Origin of the sequence: Paenibacillus sp. MAHUQ-63 (genome assembly GCF_028765165.1) — a bacterium.
Taxonomy (GTDB): Bacteria; Bacillota; Bacilli; order Paenibacillales; family NBRC-103111; genus Paenibacillus_E.
Window position 1 is genome coordinate 1057977 of sequence record NZ_JARADB010000002.1, and the last position, 22217, is coordinate 1080193.

The 22217-nt window shown below is 53.3% G+C and carries 27 protein-coding genes; 19 read left to right on the forward strand and 8 right to left on the reverse strand.

What is annotated here, in order from left to right; translation table 11 throughout:
* Positions 1–25 precede the first annotated feature (25 nt).
* The 5 genes from PUT07_RS13050 to PUT07_RS13070 all read left to right on the forward strand — a co-directional run bounded on the left by PUT07_RS13050 (position 26) and on the right by PUT07_RS13070 (position 3316).
* On the forward strand, positions 26–316 hold the full coding sequence (locus PUT07_RS13050) for a thiamine-binding protein (protein ID WP_167054316.1): 291 nt from the start codon (positions 26–28) through the stop codon (positions 314–316).
* The gene (locus PUT07_RS13055) at positions 316–1083 is read left to right on the forward strand and encodes an ABC transporter permease (protein WP_274468494.1); all 768 of its coding nucleotides are present in this window, start codon (positions 316–318) and stop codon (positions 1081–1083) included. Before PUT07_RS13050 ends, PUT07_RS13055 begins: the two co-directional genes overlap by 1 nt.
* 20 nt (positions 1084–1103) lie before the next feature.
* The gene (locus PUT07_RS13060) at positions 1104–1880 is read left to right on the forward strand and encodes an ABC transporter ATP-binding protein (RefSeq protein WP_274468495.1); all 777 of its coding nucleotides are present in this window, start codon (positions 1104–1106) and stop codon (positions 1878–1880) included.
* Positions 1877–2677 carry a TatD family hydrolase gene (locus PUT07_RS13065; protein WP_274468497.1) on the forward strand — a complete coding sequence of 267 codons (801 nt, stop codon included), beginning with the start codon at positions 1877–1879 and terminating at the stop codon, positions 2675–2677. Before PUT07_RS13060 ends, PUT07_RS13065 begins: the two co-directional genes overlap by 4 nt.
* 81 nt (positions 2678–2758) lie before the next feature.
* Entirely contained in the window at positions 2759–3316 is a 558-nt protein-coding gene (locus PUT07_RS13070) for a DNA-3-methyladenine glycosylase I (protein WP_274468498.1), read from the forward strand.
* 65 nt (positions 3317–3381) lie between these two features.
* Here PUT07_RS13070 and PUT07_RS13075 read toward each other — a convergent pair whose 3' ends face one another.
* From PUT07_RS13075 to PUT07_RS13085, 3 genes are all read right to left on the reverse strand, one after another.
* On the reverse strand, positions 3382–3684 hold the full coding sequence (locus tag PUT07_RS13075; RefSeq protein WP_274468500.1) for a hypothetical protein: 303 nt from the start codon (positions 3682–3684) through the stop codon (positions 3382–3384).
* Positions 3685–3818: 134 nt separating this feature from the next.
* Positions 3819–4808: a YpdA family putative bacillithiol disulfide reductase gene (locus PUT07_RS13080; protein ID WP_274468501.1), complete on the reverse strand. Its 990-nt coding sequence runs from the start codon at positions 4806–4808 to the stop codon at positions 3819–3821.
* 143 nt (positions 4809–4951) lie between these two features.
* Positions 4952–5128, reverse strand: coding sequence for a hypothetical protein (locus PUT07_RS13085; RefSeq protein ID WP_274468503.1), 177 nt, complete (start codon positions 5126–5128; stop codon positions 4952–4954).
* A gap of 172 nt (positions 5129–5300) precedes the next feature.
* On the opposite strand from PUT07_RS13085, the gene PUT07_RS13090 reads away from it, so the two are divergent.
* The 3 genes from PUT07_RS13090 to PUT07_RS13100 are packed head-to-tail and all read left to right on the forward strand — an operon-like array spanning position 5301 to position 6538.
* Positions 5301–5609 (forward strand): Dabb family protein, encoded by a 309-nt coding sequence (locus tag PUT07_RS13090; RefSeq protein ID WP_274468505.1) that lies wholly within the window; start codon positions 5301–5303, stop codon positions 5607–5609.
* 12 nt (positions 5610–5621) lie between these two features.
* Positions 5622–5876 (forward strand): DUF2164 family protein, encoded by a 255-nt coding sequence (locus PUT07_RS13095; RefSeq protein ID WP_274468506.1) that lies wholly within the window; start codon positions 5622–5624, stop codon positions 5874–5876.
* A 23-nt stretch (positions 5877–5899) separates the two neighbouring features.
* Entirely contained in the window at positions 5900–6538 is a 639-nt protein-coding gene (locus PUT07_RS13100; protein ID WP_274468508.1) for an NUDIX hydrolase, read from the forward strand.
* A gap of 50 nt (positions 6539–6588) precedes the next feature.
* Here the strand turns inward: PUT07_RS13100 and PUT07_RS13105 are convergent, their stop codons facing one another.
* Both PUT07_RS13105 and PUT07_RS13110 read right to left on the reverse strand, forming a co-directional pair.
* Positions 6589–6753, reverse strand: coding sequence for a hypothetical protein (locus PUT07_RS13105; protein ID WP_274468509.1), 165 nt, complete (start codon positions 6751–6753; stop codon positions 6589–6591).
* Between the two features lie 14 nt (positions 6754–6767).
* Positions 6768–7022: a YpbS family protein gene (locus PUT07_RS13110; RefSeq protein WP_274468510.1), complete on the reverse strand. Its 255-nt coding sequence runs from the start codon at positions 7020–7022 to the stop codon at positions 6768–6770.
* Between the two features lie 136 nt (positions 7023–7158).
* Between PUT07_RS13110 and hrpB the strand changes: the two genes are divergently transcribed.
* From hrpB to PUT07_RS13160, 10 genes are all read left to right on the forward strand, one after another.
* Positions 7159–9648 carry an ATP-dependent helicase HrpB gene (gene hrpB, locus PUT07_RS13115; RefSeq protein WP_274468511.1) on the forward strand — a complete coding sequence of 830 codons (2490 nt, stop codon included), beginning with the start codon at positions 7159–7161 and terminating at the stop codon, positions 9646–9648.
* Positions 9649–9696: 48 nt separating this feature from the next.
* Entirely contained in the window at positions 9697–10452 is a 756-nt protein-coding gene (locus tag PUT07_RS13120) for a hypothetical protein (protein ID WP_274468512.1), read from the forward strand.
* On the forward strand, positions 10445–10708 hold the full coding sequence (locus tag PUT07_RS13125) for a hypothetical protein (RefSeq protein WP_338000751.1): 264 nt from the start codon (positions 10445–10447) through the stop codon (positions 10706–10708). The genes PUT07_RS13120 and PUT07_RS13125 overlap by 8 nt, the downstream gene beginning before the upstream one ends.
* A 44-nt stretch (positions 10709–10752) precedes the next feature.
* Positions 10753–11382 carry a class I SAM-dependent methyltransferase gene (locus tag PUT07_RS13130; protein ID WP_274468514.1) on the forward strand — a complete coding sequence of 210 codons (630 nt, stop codon included), beginning with the start codon at positions 10753–10755 and terminating at the stop codon, positions 11380–11382.
* 899 nt (positions 11383–12281) lie between these two features.
* Positions 12282–13376 carry a GntR family transcriptional regulator gene (locus PUT07_RS13135; RefSeq protein WP_274468515.1) on the forward strand — a complete coding sequence of 365 codons (1095 nt, stop codon included), beginning with the start codon at positions 12282–12284 and terminating at the stop codon, positions 13374–13376.
* 315 nt (positions 13377–13691) lie between these two features.
* The gene (araA, locus tag PUT07_RS13140; protein ID WP_274468517.1) at positions 13692–15179 is read left to right on the forward strand and encodes an L-arabinose isomerase; all 1488 of its coding nucleotides are present in this window, start codon (positions 13692–13694) and stop codon (positions 15177–15179) included.
* A gap of 149 nt (positions 15180–15328) precedes the next feature.
* Positions 15329–16330, forward strand: coding sequence for an aldose 1-epimerase (locus PUT07_RS13145; RefSeq protein ID WP_274468518.1), 1002 nt, complete (start codon positions 15329–15331; stop codon positions 16328–16330).
* Positions 16331–16378: 48 nt separating this feature from the next.
* Positions 16379–16585 (forward strand): hypothetical protein, encoded by a 207-nt coding sequence (locus PUT07_RS13150; RefSeq protein ID WP_274468519.1) that lies wholly within the window; start codon positions 16379–16381, stop codon positions 16583–16585.
* A gap of 72 nt (positions 16586–16657) precedes the next feature.
* Positions 16658–16987 carry an ASCH domain-containing protein gene (locus PUT07_RS13155; protein WP_274468520.1) on the forward strand — a complete coding sequence of 110 codons (330 nt, stop codon included), beginning with the start codon at positions 16658–16660 and terminating at the stop codon, positions 16985–16987.
* Positions 16988–17051: 64 nt separating this feature from the next.
* The gene (locus PUT07_RS13160) at positions 17052–17495 is read left to right on the forward strand and encodes a DUF2269 family protein (RefSeq protein WP_274469310.1); all 444 of its coding nucleotides are present in this window, start codon (positions 17052–17054) and stop codon (positions 17493–17495) included.
* Between the two features lie 10 nt (positions 17496–17505).
* Here the strand turns inward: PUT07_RS13160 and PUT07_RS13165 are convergent, their stop codons facing one another.
* From PUT07_RS13165 to PUT07_RS13175, 3 genes are all read right to left on the reverse strand, one after another.
* Positions 17506–18204 (reverse strand): class I SAM-dependent methyltransferase, encoded by a 699-nt coding sequence (locus PUT07_RS13165; RefSeq protein WP_274468521.1) that lies wholly within the window; start codon positions 18202–18204, stop codon positions 17506–17508.
* 149 nt (positions 18205–18353) lie between these two features.
* Positions 18354–18785, reverse strand: coding sequence for a threonine/serine exporter family protein (locus tag PUT07_RS13170; RefSeq protein WP_274468522.1), 432 nt, complete (start codon positions 18783–18785; stop codon positions 18354–18356).
* A complete protein-coding gene (locus PUT07_RS13175; RefSeq protein WP_274468523.1) occupies positions 18782–19567 on the reverse strand; it encodes a threonine/serine exporter family protein in 786 nt (261 codons plus the stop codon). The genes PUT07_RS13170 and PUT07_RS13175 overlap by 4 nt, the downstream gene beginning before the upstream one ends.
* Before the next feature lie 172 nt (positions 19568–19739).
* Here PUT07_RS13175 and PUT07_RS13180 point away from each other — a divergent pair, with 172 nt between their 5' ends.
* Positions 19740–22214 (forward strand): CoA-disulfide reductase, encoded by a 2475-nt coding sequence (locus tag PUT07_RS13180; RefSeq protein WP_274468524.1) that lies wholly within the window; start codon positions 19740–19742, stop codon positions 22212–22214.
* The last annotated feature ends 3 nt before the right edge of the window (positions 22215–22217 follow it).

Consider the following 22217-nt stretch of genomic DNA (forward strand, 5'->3'; position numbering starts at 1 on the left):
CGTTAAACCGAAAGGGGCCGTTCATGTGGCTAATGCACTTGTCAGTATTCAAATCATTCCCAAAACGAAAAACAACGAAGATGTCATTCCTTATGTGGACCGTGCGATCGAAGTCATCGCAAAGTCAGGTGTGAAATACTTCGTCTCCCCGCTTGAGACAACGATGGAAGGGGAGCTGGATCAATTGATGCTCATCATTCAGGATATGAATGCAGCGATGATTGAGATGGGCAGCCCGAACGTCATCTCCCAGGTGAAAATTTATTTCAATCCATCCGGCGCTTCCATGGACAAGCTGACGGAGAAGTACAGATAATGAAGCTGAAGAACGCATTGAAAGCAGGGTGGCCACCGGTTGTTGTGGTCATCCTTCTCTTGCTTATTTGGCAGCTTGCCGTAACGTGGGGAGGGACGGCAAGCTGGCTGCTGCCGAGTCCGCTCAAAATCTGGCGGGACGGCACAACGGATATGGCCAGGGTATGGATGCATACGTGGGCAACTGTGCGTCTGATGTTGATCGGTTTCCTTGTCGGCAGCCTTGGCGGCATCGCTGCTGCAAGCATACTGCATCGCGTCCCCTTCTTGAAGGCGGGATTGTATCCGCTGTTGATTCTGTCGCAGAACGTGCCGGTTATCGCGCTGGGGCCGCTGCTGATCATTTTATTCGGTTTTGGCATTTTACCTAAAATTATTTTGATATCGCTCGTATGTTTCTTTCCTGTGACGATGTCTACCTTGGACGGATTCATGCAAACGGATAGAAACATGTATAACTATATGCAAATGATCGGCGCAGGCAAACGGCAAATCTTCTATAAACTGGAGCTGCCGCATGCCATGCCGTTCGTATTTACCGGACTCAAAATTTCCGCTACCTACAGTGTGATGGGAGCCGTGATCGCAGAGTGGCTTGGCGGGGGTGTCGGGCTCGGCTATTACATGATCTTGCAGAAATCGGCATTCCGGGCAGACCGGGAATTCGTTGCCATTCTGATCATCGTTATTCTCAGCTTGCTCTTCTTCTGGCTGATCGCAGGGTTGGAGAAGCTTGTGATCCGGTGGAACGCCAAGCGGTCATCTTAGGAAGGGAGAGGAACGAAGTCATGAATGAACGTAAGGTCAAATTAGAGCTCAAAGGTATTCATCATACATTCCCAGGCAAAAAACAACAGGTCGCTGTGCTGTCCGATCTGTCGCTGCATGTGGATGAGGGGGAATTCGTTTCCCTAATCGGCCCTTCCGGCAGCGGGAAGAGTACCTTGTTCCACATCATCGGCGGACTGCTTGCACCCGACACCGGAGAGGTTTGGCTGGATGGCGTCCATGTAACCGGCAGGAAGGGACTTATCAGCTATATGCCGCAGCAGCCCGCCTTGTTTCCATGGCGATCCATTGAAGCGAATGTAGCGCTTTCGCAGGAGGTAGCCGGAGAAGCGCGCTCCGCCGCACTGGCCAAAGCAAGGGAGTGGCTGCCGAGAGTAGGGTTGGGCGGCTACGAGCAGGAGCTTCCGCATGTGCTCTCCGGCGGGATGCAGCAGCGCGTATCGTTCCTGAGAGCTCTGCTGGGCCCGCAGGAGCTCATGTGCCTGGATGAGCCGTTCGGCTCATTGGATGCTTTGACCCGCCAGAGCATGCAGACATGGCTGCTGAACATCTGGGAGCAGAACAAAAGATCCATCCTGTTCATTACCCACAGCATTGAAGAAGCCTTGTTCCTGTCCGATCGGATCTATGTCCTTTCCAACAAGCCGGCGCGTGTTATCGAGGAACTGGCCGTGCCATTCCCACGGCCCCGGCAGGAGACAGTTACCGTGCAGCCCGTCTTCCACGAGCTGCGACAGCATATACAAGATTTGCTGCGTCAGGAGATGAGATCATGAACAGAGCCATTGATGCCCATATTCATCTGGACATGTATGATGAGCTGCAAGCCAGCGCCATCCTGTCCGAGCTGGAAGCAAACAAAGTCGAGGCGCTAATTGCCGTCTCGAGACATCTTGCCTCGTGTAAGGCAACGATGCGGCTTCGTTCGCTTGCTCCGCAGCGGGTGTATGCTGCGTATGGTTATCATCCCGAGCAGGCGCTGCCTGCAGAGGAGGATCTACAAGAGCTGCTTGCGTGGATCCGGCAGCATGCGGCTGAAATGGTGGCGGTAGGCGAAATCGGCCTGCCCTATTATATGCGGACGGAAGCAGAGGAGCAGGGAGGTTCTTTGGATCTTGCGCCGTATATCCGGCTGCTGGAACAGTTCCTTCGTCTTGCTGCGGAGTTGGACAAGCCGGTCGTCCTTCATGCCGTCTATGAGGATGGGGACATCGTGTGCGACCTGCTCCGCAAGTACGGCATTCGGAAGGCGCATTTCCATTGGTTCAAAGGTTCGCCGCAGACCATTCAGCGAATGATTCAATCGCGGTACGTCATTTCTATCACGCCTGACGTTCTGTACGAGGATGACATTCGTTCGCTTGTTCGCAGCTATCCGCTTGAGCTGCTCATGGTCGAAACGGACGGTCCATGGCCGTTCGAGGGACCATTCGAAGGCCAGATGACGCATCCGCGCATGATTCATGCCGTTATCGAGCAGATCGCCCTGCTGCATGGCAGAACGAGCGAAGCGGTGGCTGAGCGAATCATGCACACCACCAAGCAATTTTATGGCCTTCATACCGTTGGTTAATTTGGATCTGGACATCTGTTCGCACAGCTCCTATAATGAAATAGAACAAGTGTTCGTTATATTGAAAGGGTGCGTGTATACATGACGGTCAGATGCAGTTGGGTAAATGAAGATCCGTTATATGTCGATTACCATGATCATGAATGGGGTGTACCTGTTCATGACGATCGTAAATTGTTTGAAATGCTCAATTTGGAAGGCGCTCAAGCCGGTCTAAGCTGGTATACGATACTGAAGAAGCGAGAAGGCTACCGGGAAGCATTCGAAGGCTTCGATCCTCATAAGATTATCCGGTATGATGAGAAGAAGCTGGCTGAACTGCTGCAGCATCCGGGCATTGTGCGGAACAGGCTGAAAATTGCGGCTGTCGTTCAGAACGCCAAGGCCTTCCTGAAGGTTCAGGAAGAGTTCGGCTCTTTCGACCGATATATCTGGGGCTTCGTAGGCGGTAAGCCGATTAAGAACAATTGGGCGGATATGTCGCAGGTTCCGGCAACGTCGGAGATTTCCGACGCCATGAGCAAGGATTTGAAAAAGCGCGGCTTCAAGTTCGTCGGCTCGACGATTTGTTATGCGTACATGCAAGCCGTGGGCATGGTCAACGATCATAATCAAATGTGCTTCCGTTATCATAGCTGAACGAAATAGAGAAGGCCATCCAGGAGGACGAATGTCCGAACCGGATGGCCTTTTGTGTGCTTCACTTAGGCATATTGGAGCTGTTTCTCCATCAAGTTATATTTAATTAAATAAATCCGCTTGCGCACATAGAAGTCGTAGACGGCACCCTTCAATTCTCTCGGTTTGATCCGGTTGTTCGTATCGTTATCTATGATAATCACAGAGCCGTCGTCATAGAACTTAAACGTGTAGTCGGCGTAAGGAGTGTCCGTTTCGTCAAGCATGGCGTCAATCTGTCCGGGAAGAAGATGGTCAGTTTCACACAATGCCTTGTGGTACCAATAATCTCTCTCAATAAAACGGAAATTGTGACTGGTGTTCATCATGTTAACTACCTCCTCATCTATACGGAACATTTGTTCTTGTTTTCATTATATCAAACAAATGTTCGTATTGGAAGAGGAATCTCTAAAATTAAAGGAAATATTTTCATAGAAAATCATAGAAAAAAGACCTTCAATCACTCGGATCGAAGGTTCTTTTGTGCAGCGATATGCCGGGTAATCGCCAGGCCGTGGAGCCGGCCCGTTTCGATGAAAATTTCGTTGGCATCGTATTTAGATGAAGCGACAACACCAGCTACGTATAAGCCCGGTACGGCCGTTTCCATCGTCTCGGGGTTCACGACAGGCGCGTTCGTCTCTTCGTGGAAAACGACGCCGATCGTATCCAGAAGCGTGCGGTCAGGCCGGAAGCCTGTGAGCGCAAGCACGAAATCGTTCTCGAGCGTGACTCGTTCGCTTCCTTTGCGTACGGTGACGTTCATCTCCTCGATAACTTCCACCTGAGAATCGAACCACATTGCGATACGGCCTTTATTCACCATGCTTTCGAAAATCGGCCGGACCCAAGGCTTAATATTGGCCGAGAAGTCTTTCCCCCTGTAAATAACCGTGACTTCAGCGCCAACCTTGAGCAGATCCATGGCGGCATCGACGGCAGAGTTGTTCCCGCCGATAATGGCAACTTTGGCTCCGGCATAAGGATGCGCCTCTTTATAATAGTGCGTCGTTTTCGGAAGATCTTCGCCGGGAATGCCGAGAAGATTCGGGTGGTCAAAATACCCGGTAGCAACGACCACATGGACGGCTGCATATTCAGTCTTCCGACCTGCTGCATTCACTGTATGTACTAGGAAGCCCGGCGCATTACGCTCCACGGATACAACTTCCTCATAAGAATGAATGCGCAGCTTTTCTCGCCGTGCGACCTCGCGGTAGTAGACCAACGCTTCCTGCCGGTACGGCTTATCGTTAGGCGTGGTGAAAGGGTAGCCGCCGATTTCCAGCAGCTCCGGCGTGCTGAAGAACTGCAAGTACGTCGGATATTGATAGATGGCGTTGACGATGCAGCTTTTTTCTATGAGTAACGGGGAAAGACCTTCGCGCTGCAAGGCGACAGCCGCAGACAGACCGCAGGGTCCGGCCCCGATCACAATGACTTGTTCCAATGTTGACAACCCCCTCCATAACTGTTTCCCCAACTAATAGTAACGCAACCTAACGGGGATGCCAAGCTCAGGGAGGTAAAAAAAGAGCAGACAGCTCTCCGATTAACGTTCGGAATACGCTGCCTGCCCGGCGGATCTTGACGTTATTTCTGGTTCAATTGGCGGCTCTCATCCGCTTCGCTGATGTCGTCTTTGGCTATATTGACGGGCGTTAAGCCAGGTGCGTTCTCCAAGGTGTCGTTCACGAACTCCATGTCTTGATTTTTGGCATTCATATTCGTCGTTCCTTTGTAATTGCCGGTATGCTTCTTGTTCTCCAAGAATCATCATCCTCTCATCGTTTGGTTTTCACTTTCAGCCTTAACGTGTACACTTCGGCAGGATTTTATTCCCTGCAGCAGGGAAGAGGAAGGACTGCTTGCAGGCGTGTAGTTCGAGCGGACAAAATCAGCTATAATAAGTGAAGTTGGATAATAAAGGAGAAATGAGACGATGAGTGCGATGGCGATTAAACATATGGTAGTTTTTAATTTGCATGCAGGTAAGGATACACCGGAAGCAGAGGCGTTCTTGAGAGAAAGCGCCGAGGAGCTCGCCGCGATTCCCGGCGTAGAGCAATTCGAAGTGTTTCGTCAAGTTAGCGCCAAAACGAATTATGATTACGGCTTTTCCATGTTTTTTGCAAATCAAGCCGCTTATGATGCTTATAACGTGCATCCAGTGCATACGCAGTATGTTGCCGAGCGCTGGGTGAAGGAAGTCAGCCGGTTTCAAGAGATCGATTTGACGAAGTTCGAATAAGGAGAGAATGCCATGAAGCCGTTCAAAATCCCTAAGGAAGAGAAGGAAGCGCTGATTAGCGATCTGCAAGGTCAATTGGAGAACGATCATGGGATCGAGATGGGCAATTTAGCGGTTGAACAGCTAATTGATTATATGGCCCAGCAGCTGTATGCGCCTATATATAATCAAGCGGTCGAGGATGCAGGCAAACTCCTGATGGAGCGAATGGGTGCGATGGAAGATGACCTGTATGCGATGAAAATCATGAGAAAATCGCGCAGATAACAAGCAGGGGAGGCATAGCCGCATTGAGTAAGCAAGAAGAGCTGTTCGACATTTATGATGACAAAATGAATTGGCTAGGCGCAGCCCCGCGCTCGGAAGTGCATGCGAACGGATACTGGCATTGCACGTTTCAATGCTGGATTATTAGCATGGAGGAAGAGGAACCGGCGCTTCTGCTTCAGCTAAGGCATCCGGATAAAGATTTGTTCCCGAACCTGTTGGACATTTCTTGCGCCGGACATCTGGCTGCAGGCGAAACAGTGGCAGACGGGGCGCGGGAGCTCGAGGAAGAGCTGGGACTTCACGTTGATTTCAGCGAGCTCGTTCCTTGCGGCATTTTTGCAGAGGAAGATTTGGTGTCGGACCTGCTCATCGATCGTGAATATTGTCATGTGTTCCTCTACCGGTGCGATCAACCGTTGTCGCAGTACAAGCTGCAGGCCGATGAAGTGACCGCTTTATTCAAAGTAAGTGCGGCCGGCTTGGAACGTCTGGTGCATGGGGAAGCGCAACAACTGGAGGCGAGAGGGGTTAGGAGCGGCGAGAACGGCCGGCTTGAACCAGCCGAACTGGTTGTGACCTTGGACAAGGTGGTGCCGCATCCGGCGGCGTATTATGACCTTGTGTTCAATTCACTGCGGAAGCATGGCCTCCTGATATGAAAAAGAACCGAATCGGGTAACCCGACCGGCTCTCCAAACACGCGAAGGTGTTAGACAAAATACTTGTTCGCTATGTAGGCATAAGCAATATAACCGACGATGGAGAGTCCGATACACAGAATGCCAAGCGCAATTTTACGCTTAAACAGCAGCACGAAACCCGCGCTGAAAGCCGACCCTATGAACAACATAGAAATAAACGTGAGAATACCCATGAATCTTGATCTCCCTATCCTTTGTTTACGTAATCACGTACCATGTCTTCGGTTACATAAGAACGGAGCGGAGAAATGCCTTCTTTGGCATGGGCGATGATCTTGGCTGTTACATCATTGATCGCATCTACGGTAAACGGCAGCCCGCGTCGGCACAATTCGACGGCAGCTTCGATCGCTTCCTCGCGCTGGGCATCCAGTTCGGCGAAATGAACAAGGTGCATATGCTGTGCATTCGAATGTTTGGTAATCGCTTCATGTACATTCATCTTCAAGTTCTCCTTTCGTGACCAGTTTCTAATCCAGTATACACGATTGTAAAGGGCAGGAACAGTTTTTACAGGGTGAAATCCGAACAATAATCGACAAATGATAGCAAATGATAGAGAAGGTATAAGTGAGCAAATGAGCAAATTACCGATTGAAGACGTACTCCCCCAACTGAAAAAAGCCCTCCAGACACATGTATGTGCCGTTCTGGTCGCACAGCCCGGTGCCGGCAAAACAACGCGGGTTCCGTTAGCTCTTCTTCAAGAGACCTGGCTGCAGGGCAAGAAAATCGTGATGCTGGAGCCGCGAAGGCTGGCCGCGCGGTCAGCTGCTCGCTATATGGCAAGTCTTATCGGCGAAGCCGTTGGGCAAACTGTCGGATACCGGGTGAAAAACGATACGTGCGTCGGTCCGCAAACGCGGATAGAAGTAATTACGGAGGGCATCCTTACTCGGATGCTGCAGTCGGACCCGGCGTTGGAAGAAGCCGGAATCGTTATTTTCGACGAGTTTCACGAGCGCAGCTTGCATGCCGATTTGGGGCTGGCGCTCAGCCGGCAGTCCCAATCGCTGCTGCGGGACGATCTGCGGATCCTCGTCATGTCGGCGACCATCGAAGCCGAACCGGTATCCGCAATGCTGGATGATGCGCCGGTCATTTTGAGTGAAGGGCGCACGTATCCTGTTGCTACCCATTACTTAAGCGCGTCCAAACAAGACGAAAGACTGGAAAACACGGTAGTCAGAAGCATTAGGCATGCCTTACAAACCGATGAAGGCAGCATCCTCGTATTTCTTCCCGGCGCACCGGAAATTCATCGCGTAGCCAGCGCTCTCGCCGCGCTGCAGCTTGACCATGTCGCGACAGTTGCGCCGCTGTACGGGAACCTGCCCCAGGATGCGCAGGACCGCGCTTTGGCGCCGTGCCAGTCGGGGAAGCGGAAAATCGTCCTGGCCACGTCGATTGCCGAAACGTCACTGACCGTGGAAGGCGTCACGGTCGTGATCGACAGCGGCCTGATGCGGGTGCCGCGCTTCTCGCCGCGTACCGGCATGACCCGTCTGACGACGGTTCCGGTGTCCGCGGCTTCGGCCGACCAGCGCCGGGGTCGGGCCGGCCGTCTCGGTCCAGGCGTATGCTACCGCCTCTGGACCGAGACCGAGCAGCGCCAGCTGGCACCGAGCTCTACGCCGGAGATCCGCGAAGCGGATCTGGCCCCGCTCGCACTTGAGCTGGCCGCCTGGGGCGTGTCAGACCCTGCGGAGCTGGTCTGGCTCGACCCGCCGCCTGCTGCTGCCTACCAGCAGGCGAAGGAGCTGCTCTTGCAGCTAGGCGCGCTGCAAGAGAGCGGGAGCCCCAGCGCGCACGGCAAACGCATGGCGGCGCTGGGGCTGCACCCGCGGCTTGCGCACATGGTGCTGCAAGCCATTCCGCTCGAGCTCGGCGCGCTGGCGTGCGAGCTCGCGGCAATGCTGAGCGAGCGCGATGTGCTTGCAGGCGCTCGCGGCCGGGATGCGGATGTGCGCACCCGCATCGAAGTGATCTGGCGCGCTGCGCAAGGCGAGCAGCGCGATGATGTTGACTTTGGCTTGTGCCGCCGGATTGCGGCGGAAGCCAAAGCATTGATGGGCGCGCTCGGCATACGGCCTGGCGCGCAGCGGTCTGCGGCGAGCGGAGTGCTGCTCGCCTTCGCGTATCCCGATCGGATTGCGCAGCGGCGCACGATCGGGCGGTTCCTGCTCAGCAGCGGGCGCGGAGCCGTGCTGCCGGAACTGCAGGCGCTCTCGAACGAGCGCTACGTCGTGGCGGCGGAGCTCGACGACAGCGGTGTCGAGAGCCGCGTGCTGCTCGCTGCGCCGGTCAGCGAGGAGGAGCTGCTGAACGCTTTCGAGGAACGCCTGCTGCAGGAGCAGGAGGTGCTCTGGGATTCGGCGTCCGGCTCCGTTAAAGCGAGAGAGCGCCTGCGGCTTGGCGCCATTGTATTCAAAGAAAGGCCGCTGCCTAATCCGAATCCCGACCTGCTCGTCGGCGCTTTGATCGCCGGTATCCGATCGGAATCATTGGAGCTGCTGCCCTGGAATCGGGCTGCGCGTCAGCTGCAGGAACGCGTTATCTTCGTGCACCGCCATTTCGGTGACTGGCCGGACATGAGGGATACGGCGCTGCTGGATACGCTGGAGGAATGGCTTACCCCTCATCTTTACGGAATGACAGGCAAGGGAGCGCTCGGTCGTTTGAATTTGACACAAATTTTGGAAGGCATGCTGACGTGGGAGCAGCGCCGTTCACTCGATGAATGGGCGCCTACACACATCATTGTCCCTAGCGGCTCGCGCATTCCTGTTGATTATAGCGACATAGCGTCTCCGACACTCTCGGTCCGGCTGCAGGAAATGTTCGGCTTGGCCGATACGCCGCGCATCGCGAAAGGCCGGGTGCCGCTGACGCTGCACCTGTTGTCGCCGGCGCAGCGTCCGGTTCAAGTGACGAAGGACTTGGCCAGCTTCTGGCGGGATGCGTATTTCGAGGTCAAAAAAGACCTCAAAGGCCGCTATCCCAAACATTACTGGCCGGATGACCCCATGGCGGCGATTCCGACGAATCGCGCCAAACCGCGGGTTTGAATGATTGCACACGCACATACTGTGCGTTTGAAGGGATAGAAGTTACCGATGACTAAGCACTCCGTCCCCGGAGAGATCGTGATTTATATTTCCGCAGGCTTCGCAACGGCGCCGGATTTTCTCGACCGTTTTGGCGATGCGCTTGCCGGCTGCTTCTCGGAACAGACGGGCGCCCGCGTCCGCATTGTCATCCATTTTCCGTACGGTGACTGGAGCCGGAGTCGTCGAAGGCAGCTCCTCGAAATCACCGGCGATCTATGGAACAATGCCCATAACAAGCCATCTCGCTACGGGGGCAAAAACTTAACGAAGCTCATACGCGAGCATTGGCGCCCGGGACAGCAACTGCTCCTCGTCGGCCACAGCGCGGGTGCCGTCGCATCCATTCAAGCTGCGAAGGCGCTCATGGAGCACGGCTTGCCCATTCTTGGGGTAATCCAGATCGGATCGCCGAGATGCGCCGTGCCGCCTGCGTTGAAGGACCGCATCCTTTATTTGCACGGCGCGAATCCGCAGGATCGGAAGCTTGATCCAATCCCGCGGTTGGGTACCTGGGGCGGCTGGATCAAGGGGCGCTACGGGGTCTTTCAGTGGCATGGACAGAAACATGCTCCCTCTCACCGCCAAACAATTCCGATGATCGGTGGGCACGCGGATTATTTTAGAGACCACAATCCTTACATATGGCAGGAAACGACGAACATGCAAACGACCATCGGAACGATTTGGGCATGGTTAAGTCAATTGAAAGAGCTTGAGTTGAATGGCGAACATAAATTTGAAAAGGAAGATGAATATGATTGAAGTTTTGAAGGCTGACATGGAGCACAGCGAAGAGGATGGCTATCTTGGACATGTGCAATTTAGCGTGCAAGGCCATGAACACCCGTACGAAATTACGCTGCAAAGCCCGCGCGGCAAAAATGATTGGAGCTACGCGCTGAACTTTTTGCGGGAATCCGGTAAGGAAGAAGAGATTGAAGCGGTAGAGGAGCTTTTGGAGGAGGACGAGTGGTTCGATCTGCTGGTCCAAGCAGGGCTTAAAGCGCTTGAGAAATAGTTGCACTTTGGGAGACGGATTAGAGGAGAAGAGGGGGAATTGATTTGTCGGATGATATTGAAATGAAGCAGGTTCTCCGGACAAGCTATGATCAGCAAGCCAGACAAAGGAACGGCGAATCGATGCAGGGGTGGAAAATCGAAGAGCTTGACCGTTTTTTGACCAGATTGGGCGGAAGCGGGAAAACGGTGCTCGATCTGGGCAGCGGTCCTGGACATCAGGCGGAGTACCTGCGAGAGCACGGCTGCGAAGTCATCTGCATCGATCTATCGGAAGAAATGGTTGGCATCTGCCGTGAAAAAGGCTTTGAAGCGCATGCGATGGACTTCTATGACCTTCATTTGTCTCCCGCATCGTTCGATGCCGTGTGGTCCATGAACACGCTGCTTCATGTGCCCAAAAGCAGTCTCGTCCAAGTGCTCCAGAATGTAGAGCGAGTTCTTAAGCCCGACGGCATTTTCTATATGGGGCTGTATGGCGGTTATGAAAGCGAAGGAATTTGGGAAAACGATTCGTATAGGCCTCAGCGTTTCTTCGCCTTTTACGAGGATGAGCGCATCCAGAAGAAGGTTGGCGAGGTGTTCGAGGTCGAGCATTTTGCTGTGCTTCCGATGGCGGATATGCAGCCTGACTATCAAGCGATTATAGCGAGAAAAAAACAATTGAACCCGTGATTTCACGGGTTTTTGTCGTCGCTATCCCCATCGCTCAGTGCTGTGTGACGGCCGTTGCGATCGACACTATCCCCACCGCTCGGTGTAGCGAGTTAGCCGCCGCTATGGTCACTATCCTCACCGCTCGGTGTAGCGAGTTAGCCGCCGCTATGATCACTATCCTCACCGCTAAGTCTAGCGGATCAGCTGTCGCTATGGTCACTATCCCCACCGCTCAGTGCAGCGATCCAGCCTCCGCTATCGACACTATCCCTACCGCTCAGTGCAGCGATTCAGCCGTCGCTATAGACACTATCCCTACCGCTCAGTGTAGCGGGTCAGTTGATGCTATGGTCACTATCCCCATCGCTCAGTGTAGCGATTCAGCCATCGCTATCGTCACTCCAACGATCAGTGCCGCGAGCCTGAGCGAAGGGGATAGTGTTCCAAGAGCAATGCGCCAAACCTGAGCGAAGGGGATAGTGTTCCAAGAGTATCGCGCCGAGCCTAAGCGAAGAGAATAGTGCTCCAGGAGTATGGTACCGAACCTGAGCAAAGGGTATAGTGCTCTAAGAGTATCGCGCCCGAACCTGATCGAAGGGTATAGCGCTCTAAGCGTATCGTGCCAAACCTGATCGAAGGGAATAGTGCTCCAAGAGTATCGCACCCGAGCCTGAGCGAGGGGGATGGTTCTCTAAGCGTATCGCATCGAACCTGAGCGAGGGGGATAGCGCTCTAAGCGTATCGCATCCGAGCCTGAGCGAGGGGATAGTGCTCTAAGCGTATCGTGCCGAGTCTGAGCCAAGGGAATAGTGCCCAAAGGAGAGCGTGAAATGGCGGCCTGCAGAAGGGAGGCGAATATGTACATACAAGTTGAGGCGGTGTATAATACGTTGAGAATCAAACGCCTGAGGTGAATCATGAAAGAAAAGCAAATGCCGAAATACTTGCAGTTGAAACAGGAAATTTTATCGTGGCTTCACACCGGGAAGCTGAAACCGAACGATCAGATGCCGTCGGAGAATGAGATTGCGGAGCAATTTCAGATGAGCCGGCAGACGGTTCGCCAAACATTCGGCGAACTGGAGCAAGAGGGCTGGTTGTACCGGATGCAGGGGAAGGGAACTTTCGTCTCCACGCCTCAATCGCAAAAAGGCCGGGATGTGCAAACGATCGGCATCCTGACTACGTATATATCCGATTATATTTTTCCGCACATCGTCAGAGGAGCTGAGTCCGCTTTGCGGGCGCGCGGCTACAGGCTGCTGTTGTCGTCAACAGACAATGACAAGGAGAAAGAGAAGGAAAGCCTCAACATGATGATGAGCCAACCGCTCAGCGGGCTTATTATTGAGCCGACGAAAAGCGCGGAGGGGAATCCCAATCTCAATTATTATCTATCTCTTGATTATCAGCATATCCCCTATTTGATGATCAATGAACGGTATCCGGAGATGAATTGTCCGTCGCTGGTCGTTGACGATGAAGAAGGCGGGTTCAAAGCCGCGCAGCATTTGATTGAGCTGGGGCATCGTCGTATCGCGGGATTTTTTAAGACGGACGATTTGCAAGGAGTTAACCGCTTGAAAGGGTTCATTCGGGCTCATCACCACTACCAAATCCCGCTGCTGCCGGAGCTCGTGATCCATTACACAACTGAAGAAAAACGGGAGAAGCCCTACGCGAGCGCCGTTTCGCTCCTTGCCCAAGCGGAAGACAGGCCGACGGCATTCGTTTGCTACAACGACGAGCTGGCGGTGCACCTGCTTGAGGCTGTACGTACATTTGGCCTGCAAGTCCCGCAGGAGGTTTCGATCGTGGGCTTTGACGACTCTTTTTTGGCTACGGCTACGGAAGTGAAGTTAACGACGCTCACACATCCGAAGACGGATCTGGGGTCCGATGCCGCCGAGCTGCTGCTTGATATGATTGAGAATAAGCGCATTAGCGGGAGAGAAACCGGTAGAATCTATAAGCCTGAATTAATCGTCAGGGAGTCTACCATGCGGATTTAAGGTTGGAAAATTATTTCTGGTCAACTTGTACGTACAAGTGTTATACTGGGAGTAGAGATTGGGATTTGGAAAGGGCACTCTATAGCTAATAAGTTAGCAATCGGTGTTAACGATGGAACGGAGCCCGGTCGTGCCGTATTGGCCATGTTTGATGCAGTGGTCGCAGTTCATGAGTACCAGGCGTACAGCGAGCGAGCAGCATGATCGTTCCGGTCGTGGCGGGAATGACGTTATGAAGCGTCTGCGCATGAACCGGGAGGAGGCCCGTTATAATTTCCAAAGCTCTTTTACTTAATTCCAAGGAGGCTAATCGCCATGAACGCTCACTCTGATAAAGTATTTTGGTTCGTTACGGGAAGTCAGCACTTATATGGTCCTGAGACATTGCTGCAAGTGGAGAGTCATTCCAGACAAATTACGGAAGGAATTGACCGCGACGCGTCGATTCCGAGCAAGCTGGTGTTCAAAGAGGTTCTGACGACGCCGGATGCGATTCGCAGATTGTGCCTGGATGCCAATGCGGACGATAATTGCGCCGGAATCATTACCTGGATGCATACGTTTTCTCCGGCCAAGATGTGGATTGCAGGTTTAAGCGAGTACCGCAAGCCGCTGCTTCACCTGCATACGCAATTCAATCGCGACATCCCATGGGAAACGATCGATATGGATTTCATGAACCTTAATCAGGCGGCGCATGGCGACCGCGAATATGGATTCATCGGGGCGCGCATGGGCATTTCCCGCAAAGTTGTCGTCGGCTACTGGGAAGATCCGGCGGTCATCTCCCGCATTGCGGGATGGATGCGCACTGCGGTTGCGTTCGTTGAAGGACGCGAGCTGAAGGTAGCCCGTTTCGGCGATAACATGCGTCAAGTTGCCGTAACGGAAGGGGATAAGGTTGAAGCGCAAATCAAGTTCGGCTGGTCCATCAACGGATACGGCGTAGGAGATCTTGTTCAACGTGTCGGGGACATTTCCGAAGCGGAAGTGGACCAATTGATGGACGAATACAACGAGCTGTATGATATTACGCCGGAAGGGCGCAGCGCTGGCCCGGTTCGCGAAGCGATCCGCGAGCAGGCGCGCATCGAGCTCGGCATGAAGAGCTTTCTGCAGGAAGGCGGCTTCGGGGCGTTCACAACGTCTTTTGAAGACCTGCACGGCCTGAAACAGCTGCCTGGCCTAGCTGTTCAACGGCTGATGGAGCAAGGTTACGGCTTCGGCGGCGAAGGCGATTGGAAGACGGCGGCGCTCACTCGCGTCATGAAGATCATTGCCGGCAACAAGGGGACGTCGTTCATGGAAGATTATACGTATCATATGGAACCGGGTCAGGAGCTTGTACTCGGTGCGCATATGCTGGAGGTTTGTCCGACGATCGCAGCGACTCGCCCGAAGATCGAGGTTCATCCGCTAGGCATCGGCGGAAAAGCCGATCCGGCTCGTATCGTATTCGACGGCGCTTCCGGCGCAGCGCTCAATGCTTCGCTGATCGATATGGGCAACCGCTTCCGCTTGCTGATTAACGAGGTGGACGCCGTACAGCCGGTTAAAGCGATGCCTAAGCTGCCAGTGGCCCGCGTCTTATGGAAGCCGCAGCCTTCGCTTAGCGAATCGGCGGAAGCCTGGATCTATGCAGGCGGTGCGCACCATACGGTATTCTCTTACAATGTCAGCACGGAGCAATTGGTGGATTGGGCGGATCTTGCCGGCATCGAGGTAGCCATTATTAATAAGCATACATCGCCGCTGCAATTCCGCAATGAACTTCGCTGGAGCGAGGCTGCGTGGAGACGCTAGGCAGGCACAGGTTATAAGCGAAGACCGTTCTTCCTTTGCGGAGGACGGTTTTCTTGCATTTGCATTGACTTCTTCGTTTCCGATGCTTTAAAGTAAATTGATATGAGCTTGTCCAAATGATGGACAATGTGGTAGGAGGATGACTCGAGATGACAACGAAAGCTTATGAAGGATCATTCCAAGGAGAGAAAGCGGTGTGGCTGCAGGCGGGCCGCTACGAAGCCGCTGTGCTGCCGGAAATCGGCGCCAACCTGATTGCTTTTAGAGATAATGAGAAGGATTACCGTTTCCTCCGCGAGCCGTCCTTGGACGAAATGGAAGCGTTTAAAGCACGTCCAATTATTCACGGCATCCCTGTGCTATTCCCGCCGAACCGTTATGAAGACGGCAAATTCCCATGGCAGGGCAAAGTTTTTCAATTCCCGGTTAACGAACCGAAAACAGGCAATCATCTCCATGGCTTCGTCCATGATATTCCTTGGGAAGTGGAGAAATTCGGCTCCGATGAAAGCGAGAGCCGTGTGACTCTGGCATTGCGCGTTCGCGAAGGCCATTCCGTTTATACGTATTTGCCGTTCGATTTCACGATTCGCCTTACGTATGTGTTGAACGAGTTCGGTTTGCACCAGCATATATCGGTACATAATGAGGGCAGAGAGGCAATGCCTTGCTTGATCGCCTACCATACGACCATCAACGCACCATTCGCTCCTCATTCGCAGGCTTCCGACTACAGCTTCAAAATGACGATCGGCGACCGCTGGGCGATGAGCGAAAGAATGCTGCCGACTGGCGAGTACCAACCGCTCTCGGACGAAGAAGCGAAAATGAAAGTAGGCGGCCTGTCGCCGTTCTTCGAATCGATGGATAATCATTACACCACATCGCCGCAAAACGGCCGCAACTACATGGAGTTGACCGACGCCCGTGAAGGTGTCAAATTGGTTTATGACGTCGGAACGTCTTATAAACAATGGATGATCTGGAACAACGGCGCTACAGAAGGGTTCTTCTGTCCGGAGCCGCAGATGAATCTTGTCAACGCGCCTAATGTGGATCTTCCGGCAGATCAAATTGGATTGGTCAGCTTGGAGCCAGGTGAAGTATGGGGCGAATCCGCACGTCTTTATACGATTGAATTAAAGAAATAGATCCTAGATTACCGTAATGCCCCCTATGACGCATGGAGAGAATCCGACGTGATGCTCGCTAAGCGGCAAGGGGGTATTTGCATCGAAAGGTTGGGCTGTATGGACAAAGAGCAGTTACTTGCAGAGATTGAAAAGCTTAAGCAGGAAAATGAAAGGCTGAAACAGGAAATCGCGAGGCTTCGCGGAGTCAAACGAACGTCGGCCGGAGCGATGGACAGCATGTCCACGAAATTGAAAGAAGCACTAAGAGAGTAAGGTTCCCGGCACAGTTCGACAAAACGGCGATCATTCGCTATAATGAGTACTGGTAAAAGGAGGGAAATGAAAATGAACGAAACATTACCGCCAAAAACTTGCTCGATCGATCGGCTTGTTACGAAGGAAGCTGAAGTGAGCAAAGTGCTTGCAGGGCAAAAAACAGCGTGCAGACGCAATGGCCGTTATGCCGATATCGGGGAGACGATGGACCTTCAGGGTACAACGTTTCAGGTAACGAAGGTATATCAGCAGTCGCTCGGCGAATTGACCGTGGAAGATGCGAAGGCTGAAGGACATGAGTCGGTCGAGGAGTACCGCGACAGTATTTTGGCTATGCACCCGGGCATGCCGTGGCTGCCGCAAATGAAAGTTTGGGTTCACGAATTTCAGAAAGTTTAACAGCGCAAACCAGTGCGAATCCGAGATTCGCACTGGTTTGTTGAATTTGACGTGAGAATGGATGATGAGGTTGTCTTGGTACGTATGGCTTTTATATATTCATATTTTTAGCGTTGTGCTCAGTATTGGGCCGTACTTCATTCTATTTCCCTTGTTAGCGAAAATAAGAACGGCCCCCTTCGAGCTGCTGCCCGAATATTTGGAGCCGTTTCGCATTACGGTGAGGCTCACGAAGCATGCGGGCCATGTGCTGGTGGCAACAGGCATTCTGCTTACATGGCTGACCGCCTGGACGTGGAAAACCTCATGGATCGTCTTCACCGTACTCATTATGGTAGCCTCGCTCTATTTCATTGCCAGGGCGTTCTCGCCGCTCCTCCGCAAGCTGCGCGCACCCCATGAAGACCGGGATTTGCTGGTGAATCAACTGCGCAAAGCGCTGATCTGGTACGTGATCATCACGCTGACGATGATGTGGTTCATGGTGGCCAAACCGAGCTTCTGGTGATGGCGGGGATTCAGTCCGCCGGCTTGCGGGCGTACATGACGACGAAATTGTAGTACTTGTAGATACAATCGGCGTCGGCGAAGCCGCAAGCTTGAAGCCAGTTCAACTGCTGGTTCAGCGGGGCCATCCGGTCCAGCTTCGTTCTCTCGTAAGCCGCCTTCAGCGCTTCCGGGCTTAGGTCTGTGGCTTCGATTTTCGCTTCCCAGTCCGACCGGTACAGACGATCCAGGTACGGGCTCGCGCCTTGAACTTGATCGGCGTTCACGAAGATGCCGCCAGGCTTCAGCAGCCGGTAGATGCAGTGGAACAGCTTTTGTTTATCCTCATCTTCCAGATGGTGAATCGAAAGCGCGGACACGATGCAGTCGAATGGTTCGGAGGACTCGAAAGCCGTGTAATCACCGGCAACAATCGTCAGATCGAACGGTTGGCCCTCGAAGCGCAGTCTGGCTACATCGAGCATGCCTTCCGACAAGTCGATCAGTGTAACCTTGGCCGCAGGATACTTTTCCAATATGAATGAGGATAACAGGCCCGTCCCGGCCCCTAAGTCAAGGATGCGCGGGGATGCCGTATCCGCCTCAACGAGCGAAGCGGCGGTTTGATAGAAATCATCGAAGCAGGGAATCAGTTTTCTGCGCTGACTGTCGTATTTCTCTGCGATCTCATTGAATTTGGACGTGATCTGTTGGTTGGCTTGATCTTTCATTGAGTTTCAACTCCATTTCCTAAGTGGTGCTGTGGATATCTTGGCTTCATTCTATAGGGAAAAGGAGGAAAAAGCTAAGATATATAACCGATCATCGTTATAGGTAAAAGCTATAAAAGTGTGGCGACCTATTGGAGTAGGTCGGTGAACTAAGCTTTTTTCCGCCGGACAAGCTGATTCAGCACCTCGGAGAAGACGAGGCCCATCGCGATGGCTCCGGACAGCATGAATGCTTTGGCCGCGAGTTGCACGGCCACGTCATAATGATTGAGCACGACGTTGCGCATCGCATCGTAGGCCAACCCGCCCGGCACGAGCGGGATGATTCCGGCGACGCTGAATACGATGACCGGCGTTTTGTAGATGCGCGCCAGCAGCTGGCTGATGACGGTCACGATGAAAGAGGCGATCAAGGTGGCTACGATCGCATCCAGCGAGACCCGCTGCAGCGATATATATAGCAGCCAGCCGACCATTCCGACGAAGCCGCATTGAACAATCGTGCTTCTGGGCACATTGAACAAGATGGCGAAAGCCGCCGTTGATACGAAGCTCGTGATCAACTGTTCCAGCATGTTCATGCGATTCCCTCCCCGTTATAAAAGGACAGCACGAAGGCGATGCCGGCACCGATGGCAAAAGCCGTTAAGAAGGCTTCCGCTCCCTTGGAAACGCCTGACACAAAGTGTCCTGCCATGAGATCCCGTACGGCATTCGTAATGAGAAGGCCCGGGACAAGCGGCATCACGGAGCCGATGATAATGGTGTCCAGGTCATGTCCGACTCCTGTCCGGACGAATAAATACGCAATGCCCCCGATGAGAAGTGAGGCCAAGAATTCCGCGAAAAATTTGATCGGCACCAATCGGTGGAAATAGCCGAGAAAGGCCAGCCCGGCCCCTCCGGTGACGCAGGCCGGCAAGAAATCAGACCATGTCCCTTGAAACATGATCAAGAAGCAGCCGCTGGCAATTGCAGCGGATACAATTTTGAACCAAAAAGGAAAGCTCGTGTTCGCGGCATCGATGTCGGAGAGCTGCTTATAAGCATCTTGCGGCGATAACTTTCCTTGGGCGATCCGTCTGGAAATCGCGTTGACGACGGTTACTTTGTGCAGATCCGTCGATCTTGCGGAAATGCGAATCAGCCGCGTCGTCTGCTCGGGAGCGTCGATCGAGAAAATAATGCCGGTAGGCGTCACGAAGCTGTGCGAGTTGCGAATACCGAAGCCTTCTGCGATATGGGTCATCGTATCCTCGACCCGGTAGGTTTCTCCGCCGTTCTCCAGCATGATTTTACCGGCCAGCAAACAGACTTGAGCGATTTCATAATTGGTAGCTGCATGAGAAGGGAGATGCTCCATGAACGATTCTCTCCTGATATGTATTTGCCAAAAGTATATACCATTTTGACGCTAAAACCTAAGGGCAATGCGGCTGCCGTTCATAAATAATAATGAGCTCTGGACAAATGTATACCCCATGGGGTATTATGTATACCCATAGGGGTATACTAAACATCAGGAGTGATCTTACATGAGAAGAACGATTGTTATTGTCGGCGGAGTTGCCGGAGGTGCTTCCGCGGCCGCGCGGTTACGCAGGTTGAATGAAAATGATGATATCATTATGTACGAAAGAGGCGAGCACATTTCATTCGCCAACTGCGGGCTGCCGTATTATATCGGGGAAACGATCGCGAACCGCGACAAGCTGCTCATCCAGTCCCCTCAGGCGATGAAGAACCGGTTCGGCATCGATGTTCGCGTTCAGACGGAAGTTACGGCGATCGATCGGGAAGCCAAAAAGGTACGCTCCCGCCATGTAATTACCGGTGCGTTGGAAGAGCAGCCCTACGATATTTTAATTTTGTCGCCTGGGGCCAAGCCGATTGTTCCGGAAATCGCAGGGATTCAAGAGGCGGATAACGTATTCACACTGCGAAATATCCCGGATACGGATCGGATTAAAGCGTATGTCGACCATGCCCGGCCGAAGCATGCCACGATAGTGGGCGGCGGTTTCATCGGCATTGAAATGGCCGAAAACCTGCGCGAGCGCGGTTTGGATGTAACGGTTATCGAACGAAATCCGCAGGTGCTGGGTCCGCTCGATGTGGAGATGGTGAAGCCGGTTGAGCGGCATTTGCGGCAAAAAGGCGTCCAATTGATTATGCAGGACGGCGTCCTGGCGGTGAAAGACAGCGGCAAAACCGTTGAACTGCAATCAGGCACAAGGCTTGCCACCGATCTTATTATTTTATCTGTCGGCGTAAAGCCCGAGAATCGATTGGCGGAAGATGCCGGCTTGGCATTAGGCGTCAAAGGAGCCATTCAAGTCAACCGGCATCTGCAGACGAGCGATCCTGCGATTTATGCGATAGGCGATGCGATCCAGGTAAAGGATCGCGTCCAAGGCTTCGATACGGTTGTGCCCTTGGCATGGGGCGCGAATCGTCAAGGCCGGCTCGCCGCCGATCATATCAACGGCCTTCAAGCAAGCTACGAAGGCGCCTTCGGCACGGCGATCGTCAAGGTGTTCGATTTGACGGCGGCGGTTACCGGCAATAACGAGAAGACGCTGCGCCGCTTGGGCGTGCCATATGAAGTGGTTCATATTCATCCGAATTCGCATGCGGGCTATTACCCTGGAGCGGCTTCCATGGCGCTCAAGCTTCTTTTTGACAAAAAAAGCGGACGGATTCTCGGCGCTCAAGCCGTCGGCGCCGACGGTGTAGATAAGCGTATCGATGTGATTGCAACAGCGATGCGCGGCGGGTTGCGGGCAGAAGAGCTTGCCGATCTGGAGCTGGCTTATGCGCCGCCGTATTCGTCGGCCAAAGATCCCGTCAATATGGCCGGTTATGTAGCCTCCAACGTTATCGGCGGTCTCGTCGATACGATGCAGTGGCATGAGGTCGACGCCTATGTGGAGCAAGGCGGCCTGTTGATCGATGTCAGGGACGAAATCGAACGGGAAACGGGATATATCCCCGGTTCGATCTGCATACCGCTGAATGATATACGGAGCCGGCTGCATGACATTCCAAAAGGAGCGGACGTCGTTGTCTCCTGCCAGGTCGGACTGCGGGGGTACTTGGCGGCCCGTATTCTGCAGCAGCATGGCTGCAAGGTCAGAAATGTGGATGGCGGATACAAAACGTATGCCGTTATGAAAGAGGAGGTGCCAACGCCGCCTCCATCGGTCAAACGTGCGGACCGCGCGCCGGAACTTACTGTGCCTGCGGAACGGCCTCCGGTTCTCATCGATGCGTGCGGCTTGCAGTGCCCAGGTCCGATTATGAGCGTGTACGAAACGATGCAGGGCTTGAAGGAAGGGGAGCGGATCGAGGTGCATGCGACCGATTTCGGATTCGCCGCGGATATTCGGAAGTGGGCGGATAAAACAGGGAACACGATGGAAGCCATCGATACCTCGTCCGGTATCGTGAAAGCTATCGTACGCAAAGGACGGACGGCATCGCCCGAGCAGAGGACCGATGCAGATGCCGATGCAGATGCCTATGCCGGTGCCGCAAGCGCGAAAGGAGCAACGATGGTTGTCTTCAGCGGAGATCTGGACAAGACGATCGCTGCGTTCATTATTGCTTCGGGGGCGGCTGCGATGGGGAAGCAAGTGACGATGTTCTTCACGTTCTGGGGGCTTAACGTGCTGCGCAAAGAAGAGGCGCCGCCGGTTGCCAAGGATGGCTTAGAGACGATGTTCAGCATGATGATGCCGAAGGGAACGCGTCAGCTCCCGATGTCCAAAATGAACATGGGCGGGATGGGATCCAAAATGATCCGCCATGTGATGAAGCGCAAAAACGTGGAGTCACTCGAGTCGCTCATGCAGGGGGCTATCCGGGCCGGCGTAAAATTAATTGCATGTACGATGAGTATGGATATAATGGGTATTAAAAGAGAAGAGTTAATAGATGGCATTGTCTATGCCGGAGTTGCCAGTTATTTGGGCGAAGCGGAGGATGCCGGCTTGAATCTCTTTATATAAGGA